Origin of the sequence: Marinoscillum sp. (genome assembly GCF_040222955.1) — a bacterium.
Taxonomy (GTDB): domain Bacteria; phylum Bacteroidota; class Bacteroidia; order Cytophagales; family Cyclobacteriaceae; genus Marinoscillum.
Genome location: NZ_JAVKCA010000012.1, coordinates 61,089 through 73,770 on the forward strand (window position 1 = coordinate 61,089; position 12,682 = coordinate 73,770).

Below are 12,682 nucleotides of genomic sequence, written 5' to 3' on the forward strand. Positions count from 1 at the left end.
GTTTTAATACACTTATTTGATGAAAGGCGGCACATTAATAAGCTTCTTTTGCAACATTAGCACTTTTTTCATTCATAATCTGTATCAGGGCTCCTCCGCACGCTTCTTTCATACCATTGTGGCTCATCTATAAACCCCTTTCAGATGGTTTCTATTTCAAACAATCATGTCTTATATTGTCCTTTTTTCCTAACCCAACCAAACCAACCAACCCATGCTCACTCAATTAGATGAGGAACATAACCTGGAGGATATCCAAAGCAGAATTATCGAATTGGCCCTCATTATTTTCTCTTCCCTGGGTATCATTTCCCTTATATTGAATGTAATCAGATCCGTATACAAAAACATGACGGTGGTTCTCGCCATTCATGCCGCCGTGGTGATATTACTGGTCCTGCTCTTGCTCCTCCGCAATAAAGTCGGCCACAACCTCAAAGCCGGAGGCCTTCTGGCAGTACTTTATGTCGTCATCTCTGTGGGATTATATCAGCTTGGTTTTGTGGCTTCCGCCAAAGCCCTCATTGTGGTACTACCCGTGCTCACATCCTTTGTGCTTTCACATCAGAAGGCCATACTGGTATCGCTCCTCCTCCTGGTTACTTATGTCGTCTTTGGGAGCCTTTTCGTATCAGGAGTTTTCTCTGACATCACCCATCAAACCAACTATTCCACGCACGATGTAGTTTGGGTGATGGACGGAACAATCATCTTCCTCGCTGCTTTTACGCTTCTGTTTGGTAGTCAGATTTACAGAAAGGCCATTTTGCACAACTTCGCCGTGATTCGCAAACACAGCGCTGAACTAATTACCAAGGAGCAGAAATACAAAATGCTATTTGAAACCTCCAATGATGCCATTCTGCTATTTGAAGATGGGGTCTTTGTGGACTGCAATCAGAAAGCACTTGCTTTATTTGATTGTTCGGAGCAGGACATCATCGGTAAAACCCCGATAGACTTTAGTCCGGTCAGGCAACCGGACGGTCGGTTCTCAAAAGAAAAGGTACCTGAAATCATTGAAATGGCTTTAAAGGGAATTTCACAGTCCTTCGAATGGCTGCATTGCAAACTGAATGGGGAAACCTTTGAAGCCTCTATTAACCTTAGTCTGGTAGCGCTCCAGGAAGAGAACTATATCCAGGCGGTAATCAGAGACATTACAGATCAAAAAAATGCTGAGCGAAAAATAGTCGCCTACCAAAAAGGGCTCGAGGAGCTGGTACGCGCACGAACACGGGAGTTGGAAGCCGCCAACCAGGACTTTAAATGTGCCAACCAGGAACTCACAGCCCAGAAGGAAATACTCAGTGAAACGCTCTGCGAACTGAGGCGAACCCAGGAACATCTGGTGGAAACCGCCAAAATGGCCTCTATTGGTACCCTCACTGCCGGAGTGGGCCATGAAATCAATAACCCACTGAACTTCATAATGGGTGGCCTCCACAATTTGGAAAGCACCATCCGTCAGCCAGAAACATTCGAGGACAATAACGAGCTGTGTGCCGTCCAGGAAGAAGGCCTTCAAACCATTAAAGAGGGAATCGGGCGTATTCACGAAATCACAAAAAGCCTGGATCATTTCAATCGATCCAATCAAAAAAAATTGGGCCTTTGTAACCTTCATACCATTATCGACAACTGTTTACAGATACTCAACCATGAAATAAAGTACAAGGGTAAAGTGGTGAAAACCTATCATCACAAGGACATTCTCTTCGTAGGAAATGAAGGCCAGTTGCATCAGGTTTTTCTCAATATTATCAGCAATGCCATTCAATCATTTGACAGAAATGGCTTAATCACCATCACCACGAACATATTAACTGAACAGGACTTCATCGAGGTGGACATCTCCGATAATGGCACCGGAATTTCACCAACAGATCTGGACAAGGTTTTTGATCCGTTTTTCACTACAAAAGAGCCCGGTCTGGGGAAAGGCCTCGGTCTGTCTATGGCCCATCGCATCGTCCAGGAGCACAGCGGTCAAATCCACATTACTTCTACTGAAAAAGGCACACAGGTCGTCGTACAGCTACCCACAAAGTCGACTGTTTGAGAACCTGCATCTGAGAATGAACTATGATGGCTCAGATTGCTTCATATTTATGATCAAAGACTACCTTTGCGCCCATAAACTTCAACAATCCAACTACTTATGCGCGCAGAATCCGCTGCCCACATTACTCAGGAACAGATCGATCAGTGCATTACTGTGCTGGAGCGCCTATTGGACGATACCACGCAGCTTTTTGAACTCCCCGAAGATCAACGAATTGCACTTCTGAAAGCAGCGGGTGCGCTTACACGGCCAGACAGAGCGGAATTTGACAAGCGGAGAAAGGATGCCAAGAAGGCTGCCAAGAGAAAAATGGTGGAACGGGATAAGCACATCCGTAAAACCACGGGTATCCGCAGTGCCCGGGAGTCAGTGGTTTTTGAGGCGCCCAAGCTGATTTCCCTTACGGGAAAAGAAAATGAAGTAGCTCCCGAACTGGAATCACCCAGAAACTGCTATGTCTGCAAGGCTGTATACACCAGGGTGCACCATTTCTATGATGCCATGTGTCCGGAATGTGCAGACTTCAACTACGCCAAGCGCTTTCAGAGCGCCGACCTCACCGGACAGGTGGCCATTATCACAGGTTCCAGGCTAAAAATCGGATATCACATTACCCTGATGATGCTCAGGGCCGGAGCGACCGTGGTGGCCACCACCAGATTTCCGGTGGACTCTGCCCTTCGGTTTGCCAAAGAGAAAGATTTCAAGTCGTGGAGTCACCGGCTCAAAATCCATGGGCTGGATCTGAGACACATTCCCTCGGTGGAGATCTTCTGCAATTTTATAGAGCATCAGTATGACCGTCTGGACATCCTGATCAATAACGCGGCGCAAACCGTGAGAAGGCCTGCCGGCTTCTATAAGCACCTCATGGCCAATGAAGAAATGAATACGGATGAGCTCCCCTCGCTGACAAGAGGGCTCCTCTCCGACCATCACTATTGCCTTTCTGAGCTACGAGAACTGGCTCCCTCCAAAGTTAAAAACCAGAACCTGCCGGTAGCCTGGAACGCTCCTGAGCCAGGCATAGGCCTGCGGGCTTCTGCTAAGCTTTCACAGATTCCTTATAGTTTCGACAACTCACTGCAAACTCAGGAGGTATTCCCTGAGGGCAAGCTGGATGCGGACCTGCAGCAGGTAGACCTGCGCAAAACCAATAGCTGGCGATTGAAACTTGGCGAAATAGAAACTCCGGAAATGGTGGAAGTGCAACTGGTTAACGCTGTGGCGCCGTTTGTGCTTTGCAACAGGCTTTCGCGCTTGATGCGTCAAGAAAATACCGGTAAAAAGCACATTATCAACGTGTCAGCCATGGAGGGCAAATTCCATCGGTTTTATAAGGAAGATCGGCATCCGCACACCAATATGGCTAAGGCCGCTCTGAACATGATGACCCACACCTCAGCTTCGGATTTTGCCAAAGATGGCATCTATATGAATGCTGTGGATACTGGATGGGTCACCGATGAGGATCCTGCAGAGCTTTCGAAATTTAAAACAGAGGTGCATGACTTTCAGCCACCCCTAGACATAGTGGATGGCGCCGCCAGAGTGCTCGACCCACTATTTGACGGAATCAATACCGGTAAGCACTGGTGTGGGAAGTTTCTGAAAGACTACCGACCCATCGACTGGTAGATCATGCCCACCTGGACGCACTTCTATCTGATCAGGATTCAATTTCTGGGTCTCCACTACCATGGCTGGCAGAAGCAGCCCGAACTCCCAAGTATCCACGGGGCTATAGACGATACATTGAAGACCATTCTAAACAGCGCCCCCTTCAAAACGTTGGGCTGCTCACGTACAGATGCCAAAGTATCGGCTGAAGATTATGTTTTGGAGCTCTTTGTAAAGAATGCACTCATCCCGGAACAGCTGCTTCATCAACTCAATAAGCACCTGCCTTCGGACATCTCCGCCCGGGCAGTGGAGCCTGTGCACGAGGGATTCAACATCATCCAGAGCGCCAGAACCAAGGAATATCATTACTACTTTAGCTTTGGGAAAAAACCACATCCGTTTTCCTCGCCACTTATGCACCATATCAGGCAGGAACTGAACGTGCAAAGGATGAAATTGGCCGCCGGGAAATTTGAAGGCAACCACAACTTGAGACAGTATACCCAAAAACCTTCCGAAAAAACGGAACTTCAAAGAGAAATCCTGTCTGCTCAGATTGTGCACAACCAGTACCTGGTAGGCAATTTCATTCCTGTAAATTCATATGTATTTGTGGTCAAGGCAAGCGGTTTTTTGCGGTATCAGGTCCGGATGATGATGAGTGCACTTTTCGAAATCGGAAGAGGTGCCTGGAGTATCGAAGACTTAGTCAACTCGCTGAGTGGGAACACCATCTCCCGGGTGATGCATGTGGCGCCACCCGTCGGATTGGTACTTCATCAGGTAACACTGGATGCTTATAAGGATAAGGTTTGACTTACTTCTTCAGAGAGGCTTTAGTGAAAATGTAATCCGGAATTTCCGGGTTTATCTGAATACTCCGAACAATGAAGTCAGTACCTTCTCCATCTTTCAGTACGTCCTTGTAGTTCATCTTTTTAGGGTACCAGCGATCGCCTACCATTTCTACATGGGAGAGTGTAACACGTTTCAGTAGCTGTCCGCTTTTGGCATACATTTCTTCTTTCAGGGGTACAAACCTTTCCTGATCAATCCATAGTTTCTGCTGCTCATAGGTAGCATCATCCACCTTTGCCACCAAATCCAGAATCCACGCCTTTCTCCCCTCCAACACTTCCTCACCCACCACTTCAGCTTCATACATTTCCAGCAACTTGCGATCATCCATCATGTCTTCATAAGACAGGTCGGAGCCCATAACAGATTGCTTCAGCATATGACCGGAAAGCTGGATGGTGCGGTCGGTAGCTGGCGAATAAATCCACAGCCTATCTTCCATTTTGAGCATTTTGGTTCCCTTTTCCCTGTCAGGAGCCAGGTATTCAGTAAAGGATTGATCGTTTCCTTTGGAATACCCTTTAGACGTCACAGTCCGGCTGTTTCTCCGCCCGTAAATGACCATATCAGACTCCACGATCTGAGTGTCTGACGTCATATTATAATCCACCTTTTTTAGAATTTGATCAGCATCAGGACTGATCTGAAGCAACGAGCCACCGAGTATGAGTATTGAAAATATGAGTTTCATTTTTGTGTTTTTAATCGTTATCAAATGTTTGTCAAACTTCCAGTTCTTTGAAAAGCGTGGCTGTTTCTCTTTTGTAAATCCCAATGCCCGAGAGGGCGTTCCCCAAAACCATTGCAAACAAGCCCGGAATGAAGCCCAGGTAGAGTAAATCAGCAGTGAAAGAAGCCCGAAGCACTGAGGGCATCATCATGGTGCTATTGTCCAGCATGCCACTGATGTCTATCCCCACTACCTGTAAATAATACACCCCGCAAAGACCAATGACCGTACCAATGACCGATCCGATGGACCCGATTAAAACAGCCTCATAAATCAGGGTTCGGTAGATATGACCTTTTTCTTCACCCAGTGCGAGGCGAATTCCAAACTCCTGATATCGTCTTAAGCCACCCAGAAGACCAGTGTTCCACAGTACAATAGACATGGCGAAAACGAAAATCACTACAAACAAGGAGGAAAAAGAATCCACATAATCCAGAAAGCTTGAAAGATTATTTTGCGCCCTCAGGGGAAACATTTCCGGAGCAAATTCATCGGAATCATTGGCGTACTGACTATTGAAAACCGCACTCATCGCTATGGCTCGCTTATCATGATAGGCGCCACTTCTGAAATAACCCAGTACCTCTCCTGCCCCGTCTTCCATATCCAACATTCGCCGGGCATCTGAAATATCAATGATGATGGCTCCACGGTCCAAGGCGGACGTGCCAAATTTTACCGTCCCTGTAACTATGAAATTCTCGAAAGACATGCTACCATTCATCGTTGTTCCCATGTAAGTCACATCATCTCCGATCTGAATATTTAGCCTTTGGGCAAAATCGTAACCGACCAAAGTCTCTCCGGAATGGGCAGGTACGGTTCCTGTCACGATAGAGGATGAAATATTCATCCGCTCATTCTCCCCACTCTCTTTAGAATACAGCTCCAGGGCCATACCCGCGGCAGGCCCCTGACCTTTGGAGCCTCCGTTGCCATCAGGTACATCTATCAGCCCACCGAATTTGATCCTGTTGACCCATTGCATGTCAGGGAATTGCTTCTCCAGAGATTTGGTCAATTCGCCTATTCCCAGAAGTGCAAGATCATTGGGCAGCTGATCCTTGTTTTCAGCATAAGCCCGGGACATTATTTTCACATGCCCGGTTTCAAACCGGGCATTTTGATCGATCATGTCACCCATCACACCCCGCAGATACCCACTGAGCAAAATGGTCAAAGACACACCAATGGTGATAATAATAATGGGCAAAACGCTGCGGTTCTTATCCCCAAGAATTCCTTTTAATAGAAATTTTATCATTGCATTTTTCCTTTAAGTGCATCTACAGGGTTCATGGTGGCTATTTTCCTGGCCGGCAAGAAACTCACAATGGTGGCAGAAACCACCACCAGAACCATCGTACCGAAAATGAGCCCTGCTCCATAAACCGGAAATATTCTTGCCGCCATAATGACTCCTGAATTTTGAGAAGCAGTGGGCATGCCTATACCAGCCGTGGCCAGATAAATAAATATGGGAGTACCATAAACACAACCAACAGCAGTAGCCAGCAGGCTATACATGCTCCCTTCTATGGTGAACAACCAAACCACTCTCAGTCGAGTCATTCCCAGAGCGATGTATGTTCCTATCTCCCTTTGTCTTCTGAAAATGGAAAGCACCTGGGTGTCGAAAATAGCCAGGAGCGCAATGGCCAGGAGCAACAAGTACATAATGGACCCACTTACTTTTTTCATCTCTATGATATCACTCAGATCCTTCAAAAGATCCTTCTGTGATCTAAACTCCCATCCTTTCACATCAATCGAATTCCCGGGCGTCTCAGCTATGTAGAGTGTTGCGTGGTTTTCCAATCCGGTCATCTGCCAAAGCTCATGAATGGATATCCACATCTGACCATTATCTACAGCGGGAACATTGGTATCAAAAACATCAACCACCGTCACATTGCCCGCATCATATGTTCCATCCTTATCCCGCCAGCGAATAAGTACTTCATCTCCAGCTTCCAGATTGGCGGCCTCAGCCATCCGTTTGCCAATAATCACGGGAAGATTAGCACTGTGCTCGCTAAGGAGGTGGGTAGGTAATTCCAGAGTAGTCTGGCTCGGATCAATTCCTTTGAGGGTCACAGACAGCATCCGCCCTTCAGGATAGATGGAGGCCTGACGCATCAACACAGGAATCAAACCCTCGTTTTCGCCAGCGGGCAAAACACCGTGACCATCCTGGAGTGTAAAGGGATCATAGGGATCATACTGGCCATTCAAAAGCTGACCACCACCATACTCCCAGGCAATGCCGTCCCTTCGTGCCTGTTCATTCCAGCCGTCTATCATGCCATTGTAGAAGATGATCAACACAAAAGCAAAAGACAGGACGCTCACATTAAGCCAGGTCCTAAGCCCTGACCCCACCAAATTCTTATAGGCTAGTATGAAGGCTAATTTCATGACTTTGACATTTGGGTAGAAATGAGTTCATCTTGATCTATTCTGCCATCCTCCAGGTGGATCATTCGATCCAGGTAACTCATCACCTTTTCATCATGGGTAGAGAAAATGAAAGTTGTCCTCAACTCGTTATTCAAATCTTTCATTGTTTGAATAATGGCATGTGCATTTTTTGCATCCAGATTGGCAGTGGGCTCATCCGCCAGAACGATATCAGGTTTTTTCACCATTGCCCTGGCAATGGCCACCCGCTGGCCTTCCCCACCGGAAAGCTTCGACGGTTTTTTATCTGCTTTATCCTGAAGACCTACCCACTCAAGGGCTTGCATCACCGCCTGCTTCCGCTCAGACGATGTTTTGTTTTGCAGTAAAAGGGAGAATTCTACGTTTTCGTAGACGGTATAAACCGGCAACAAATTGTACACCTGAAAAATGAATCCAAGGTGAAGGTTCCTCAAAAGCGCTGATTCTTTGTGAGAAAGAGTAGAGATATTCTTTCCCATCACGATGGCTTTTCCATCAGACGGGCTATCCAGAGACCCAATGATATTGAGCAAGGTGGTTTTTCCAGAGCCGCTAGGCCCTACCAGACCCGCAAATTCTCCCTTTTGAAACTGAAGATTAATATCCTTTAATGCCGTAAACTCACCATCGCCCACAGGGAACCGTTTAGTGACGTTTTCAATTGATATGATCGTTTGTTCACTCATTTCATAATTGTTTAGTGATTGTAAACCAGCATCAGGCGAAGACCAGGTCCTGATGTCGCATTAACCAGGTTATTCTCTTGTATGCCCTGCTGCACCGGTGGACTATAGTAGGGCATGATGTAGCCCACCAGCTTATTGAATTGGTGTTCGTAATTGAAAAAGAAAGTAAAATCGGCGGTTGGCCAGTTGTAGTAAAATATGGTACTTAGGTGATCAAAAAAGCCGAGGGGATATGCCAGCGTAGCAGCTGTAATGTGCGACCTGTTGTCAAATCCGACTGCCTCCGAATCATACCCCATTATGAGGTGTTCGGCCACCACATTCAGTCCACTACCTATTCCGAATGTATAATCCGCTCCCACATTTAGCAGGGTTTGATTGGTCAGCGCTCCAAGATTTTCACGTTTGTGAATATGCGACACCTCAAACCAAAGGCCAATTCCGACATCCCACTTCCCGTCAAGTCCATAACGATCTTCCGGTACTTGCTCAAACTGTGGGGCATCCACCAACGTCCGTGAATCTGCCGTGCGATGATGGTAGGACAAAGCGATTTCCCCACGGGGTACCGGATATTGAAACCTACCTCCGTATTCCGGGTGTTTGGCATAGGTCTCCGAAGCGTCCAATCCTCTGGCCTTTTCGTTGCCATACAAACCCCACAGCCAGATATTGGCATTGTTGAGGAAATAGTACCTTCCCAAAAGCCCATATACTCCGTTGGTCAATTGAAGAGGATCCCGCGGATCGATCTGATTGAACCATTGCAGTGGGCGCAACAGGGTTGCCACCCCAAAGTCAATTTTTTGCAGCCCAGCGCGAACCTCAATTTGTTTACCCGTATACCGGCCCCACAGGCGATAAGGGCTGATGTTACCATTCCATGAGGCCGCGTCGAAAGGTTGGAAGAATACCGAACCGGCAATATTCACTGAAGCTTCAAACTCAAAAGCCTTCCCTGAATCCAATTCTACTCCATAATTGAGTTCAGGAATGTATCGCCCTCCCGAAAAAAGCGGAAGTTGGTTATCCGGACTGTAACTCCCAAAAGCGGAAGCCTGACCATCAAATTCTACCTTACGCTGTGCCTTTGCTACCTGCAACGCTAAAAGGCAAATGAAGCAAAAGAGCAATTTCCGTTTCATTCTGGCTGGTCTGAGGGGAATATCCCATAAAAGAAAAAGTTGGTGAGATCCATAATGGCATCATGCTTATCCTCATACATGGAAAGGAACTTCTCATCCATCATCTTGTCATTGAGACTATTGAGCATATAAAGGATAAACTCTAATTTGGTATCTCTGCTAATCCACCCATTTTGTTGTGCCATGAATAAATCATACATGATTTCGCTTAGCATCTCCTTCCTGCTCTCTTCAATATACGCACTCAAAACGGAATCAGTAGACTGATAAATCTCCTGGATAAACTCCTGACTGATGTCCACAGACTGCTGGTGCTTAAGGGCAATGACCTTTGCAATCTTCTCCCGAAAGGGAATCTCCAGTTTCATGACCGCTCGATAGGAGTCCATGCCCTCCTGAATAAATCTCTTCAGTACCTGAAATGCCAGGTCTTCTTTGTTTTCAAATGACCTGTAAAAAGTCATCTTACTTACACCAGCGCTTTTGCAAACCTCCTCAACGGAAATACGCCTGATCCCATATTTCCAGAACAGTGTCCTGCCTGCTTCCAATAGAAGCTCACGTCCATCCTTTTTCTTTGGTGCTGCCATTTACCATGTTACGTTCAGTGATAATATGTTACGATAATCGTAATAAAATGTTCAAATAGTAACTCATATACTTCCAACTAAAGAGACACCAATAGAGTCTTTGGATCTAAAAAACCTATGAAGACTCTACTTTACCTTTTAGCATTCGCTGTGTTGGGTTGTACTGATGATCAGGCAACTCAGGAAGACGATCAAGCCGGCTTAGATCGCTTATGGGCAGAAATACACACAATGGCAGAGAGCGTAGCCTGTACCGATGCTGAAGAGTGGGACTTCACCCCAGTGGGTTCCAAAGCATGTGGAGGGCCCGTTAAATACCTGGCTTATTCAGAGCGCATTGATACGGTTAAGTTTCTTTCCCTGGTCGACGAGCATCGCGATGCCCAGGAAGCCTTCAACATCAAATGGGGCGTCTATTCAGATTGCTCCACACCACAGGCACCTACTGGTGTCGTCTGTGAGGAAGGTGTGCCAGTCTTAATATACGGACAGTGATTTGCTAGAACCAGTTGTCCCTGAGCCAATCTGACATTCGTGCAGGCCAGTTTTTCAAAGTAATATATTCAGTTCTGTAGCCCATATTAAAAGCATGCCCACCTTTGGCATAAATGTGGGCCTCTACCGAATACCCGGCTTCAAAGTACAAATTCAAAAGCCTGAGTGACGGAGGAGCACAGCATTCATCATTGCGGGCCGCTACCACAAATAGTGGTGGCGGGGACGAAGGCAATTCCTCTGGCACTCCCAAAGGCCCCGGATACACCAGCATCTGAAAGTCGGGCCGCGACGACTCCTGATCAATCGGGTCAGTAGCATCCGTCTTGACATCCCCAGGTCTATACGAAACCATTGATACGAGCTCCCCTCCGGCCGAAAATCCAAGTAATCCCACTTTCTCAGCATTAATTCCCAACTGAGGTGCCTTATACCTCATCAATCTGACCGCTCGCTCCAGGTCTTGAGCTGCATGTCCCTCTATGCTGTAGAGTGAACCCTCCTCACGGGCCAGTCGATACTTTAATACAAAAACCGTGATCCCAAGTCGCTGAAGATACACAGCCGCATCATGACCTTCAGAGTTGAAGACCAGCGCCCTGTGCCCTCCACCTGGCACCACAATCACCCCTACTCCTGTGGCATTGTTCGAATCTGCCGGATAGATCGTTACACTGGGATTATGAATATTCTTAATCCACCAGTCCTCCGCTTCAGTTGGCTCATCCTTTAGGTGTTCAAAACCAGGAGCACCGGCTGACCATAGAGGCACTTCATATGGTGCGACCTGACCAAAAGCCAGAGAACCTCCCAATAACAAATAGAGCCAACAAACTACTTTCATATACTTTGAATTAAATACCAATGATGAATCTAACACCAATCCCTCCAACCTCCGCCGAAAGAAATGAGCCCTGCACAGGTGATACCCCTATCAGAAACATCCTGTAAGCATGGGGCCGGATTAATTGCCTAAATTTCATTTTTCAAAACCTATTTAACCCTTATGATGAAAACCTATTCGGCCCTGTGCATAGCGGTGAGCACCATGGTCATGGCCTGTACCCCATCACCAAAGTCTGAGGACTCAGAATCTACCAGGTCTCCTTCTTTTGAAACCACAGGCAGTATAGAAAGGCTCAGCCCGGAATTGGACCTTTTGATTCCTGTTGAAGCCAAAATTGAAGTATTGGCCAGCGGTTTCACATGGTCAGAGGGGCCGCTATGGCTAAAAGACCAGCATGCACTGATTTTTTCTGATGTTCCGGAAAACACCATCTATAAGTGGACAGAGCAGGACAGCATTTCGATCTATCTCAAGCCATCAGGCTATGACGGAGACCGTACGGATAAGCACGAACCAGGTGCCAATGGATTGGCCCTGGATAATGAAGGGAATCTGATACTTTGCCAGCATGGAAACCGGCAATTGGCTAAAATGGTAACCACGCTAAACACTCCAAAAAGTGCCTTTCAACCGGTTACCTCCACGTTCAATGGCAAGCGATACAACAGCCCCAATGATGTAGTCATCAGCAGTGATGGGGCCTATTACTTCACCGACCCTCCCTATGGACTTGATGAATGGGATGAAAAGGAGCTGGAACACAATGGGGTGTATAGGATGGGTCCTGACGGCCAGGTTTCCCTGTTAATCGATTCGCTCACCCGACCGAACGGCATTGCACTTTCACCGGATGAAAAGACGCTCTATGTGGCAGTTTCTGATCCTAAAATGGCTAAATACTATGCTTACGATCTTGATTCGAAAGGGAGTATCACCGATGGAAGGGTACTTTTAGATGTAACAGATATGGTAGGACCTGAACGGAAGGGATTGCCAGACGGCCTGAAGGTGGACAAATCAGGAAACTTGTTTGCCACAGGACCAGGCGGAGTATTGGTGATCAGCCCTGAAGGAAAGCATCTGGGCACCATTATGACCGGCCAGGCCACGGCCAACTGCAGCTTCAATGCTGACAAATCAATACTTTATATGACCGCCCACAGTCATCTAATGAGAATAACCCTCAAACCATAAATTT

12 protein-coding genes are annotated in these 12,682 nt (G+C 46.9%); 5 read left to right on the top strand and 7 right to left on the bottom strand.

Annotated features, from left to right (window positions below):
• Positions 1 to 214: 214 nt before the first annotated feature.
• The 3 genes from RIH33_RS11650 (at position 215) to RIH33_RS11660 (ending at position 4,504) form a co-directional block, all read left to right on the top strand.
• The gene (locus tag RIH33_RS11650) at positions 215 to 2,062 is read left to right on the top strand and encodes an ATP-binding protein (RefSeq protein ID WP_406652988.1); all 1,848 of its coding nucleotides are present in this window, start codon (positions 215 to 217) and stop codon (positions 2,060 to 2,062) included.
• A 99-nt stretch (positions 2,063 to 2,161) separates the two neighbouring features.
• On the top strand, positions 2,162 to 3,703 hold the full coding sequence (locus tag RIH33_RS11655; protein WP_406652989.1) for an SDR family NAD(P)-dependent oxidoreductase: 1,542 nt from the start codon (positions 2,162 to 2,164) through the stop codon (positions 3,701 to 3,703).
• Between the two features lie 3 nt (positions 3,704 to 3,706).
• Positions 3,707 to 4,504, top strand: coding sequence for a tRNA pseudouridine synthase A (locus tag RIH33_RS11660; RefSeq protein ID WP_406652991.1), 798 nt, complete (start codon positions 3,707 to 3,709; stop codon positions 4,502 to 4,504).
• 1 nt (position 4,505) lies between these two features.
• Here the strand turns inward: RIH33_RS11660 and RIH33_RS11665 are convergent, their stop codons facing one another.
• The 6 genes from RIH33_RS11665 to RIH33_RS11690 are packed head-to-tail and all read right to left on the bottom strand — an operon-like array spanning position 4,506 to position 10,142.
• Complete coding sequence (locus RIH33_RS11665) at positions 4,506 to 5,237, bottom strand: outer membrane lipoprotein-sorting protein (protein ID WP_406652992.1); 732 nt, start codon at positions 5,235 to 5,237, stop codon at positions 4,506 to 4,508.
• Between the two features lie 31 nt (positions 5,238 to 5,268).
• Positions 5,269 to 6,543, bottom strand: coding sequence for an ABC transporter permease (locus RIH33_RS11670; protein WP_406652994.1), 1,275 nt, complete (start codon positions 6,541 to 6,543; stop codon positions 5,269 to 5,271).
• Positions 6,540 to 7,697, bottom strand: coding sequence for an ABC transporter permease (locus tag RIH33_RS11675; protein ID WP_406652996.1), 1,158 nt, complete (start codon positions 7,695 to 7,697; stop codon positions 6,540 to 6,542). Before RIH33_RS11675 ends, RIH33_RS11670 begins: the two co-directional genes overlap by 4 nt.
• A complete protein-coding gene (locus RIH33_RS11680) occupies positions 7,694 to 8,407 on the bottom strand; it encodes an ABC transporter ATP-binding protein (protein ID WP_406652998.1) in 714 nt (237 codons plus the stop codon). The genes RIH33_RS11675 and RIH33_RS11680 overlap by 4 nt, the downstream gene beginning before the upstream one ends.
• Before the next feature lie 11 nt (positions 8,408 to 8,418).
• Complete coding sequence (locus RIH33_RS11685; protein WP_406653000.1) at positions 8,419 to 9,552, bottom strand: hypothetical protein; 1,134 nt, start codon at positions 9,550 to 9,552, stop codon at positions 8,419 to 8,421.
• The gene (locus RIH33_RS11690) at positions 9,549 to 10,142 is read right to left on the bottom strand and encodes a TetR/AcrR family transcriptional regulator (RefSeq protein WP_406653002.1); all 594 of its coding nucleotides are present in this window, start codon (positions 10,140 to 10,142) and stop codon (positions 9,549 to 9,551) included. The genes RIH33_RS11685 and RIH33_RS11690 overlap by 4 nt, the downstream gene beginning before the upstream one ends.
• Before the next feature lie 117 nt (positions 10,143 to 10,259).
• On the opposite strand from RIH33_RS11690, the gene RIH33_RS11695 reads away from it, so the two are divergent.
• Positions 10,260 to 10,637, top strand: coding sequence for a hypothetical protein (locus RIH33_RS11695; protein WP_406653003.1), 378 nt, complete (start codon positions 10,260 to 10,262; stop codon positions 10,635 to 10,637).
• Between the two features lie 4 nt (positions 10,638 to 10,641).
• Here the strand turns inward: RIH33_RS11695 and RIH33_RS11700 are convergent, their stop codons facing one another.
• Positions 10,642 to 11,481, bottom strand: coding sequence for an alpha/beta hydrolase (locus RIH33_RS11700; protein WP_406653004.1), 840 nt, complete (start codon positions 11,479 to 11,481; stop codon positions 10,642 to 10,644).
• Between the two features lie 162 nt (positions 11,482 to 11,643).
• On the opposite strand from RIH33_RS11700, the gene RIH33_RS11705 reads away from it, so the two are divergent.
• Positions 11,644 to 12,678 carry an SMP-30/gluconolactonase/LRE family protein gene (locus RIH33_RS11705; RefSeq protein ID WP_406653005.1) on the top strand — a complete coding sequence of 345 codons (1,035 nt, stop codon included), beginning with the start codon at positions 11,644 to 11,646 and terminating at the stop codon, positions 12,676 to 12,678.
• Positions 12,679 to 12,682 lie beyond the last annotated feature (4 nt).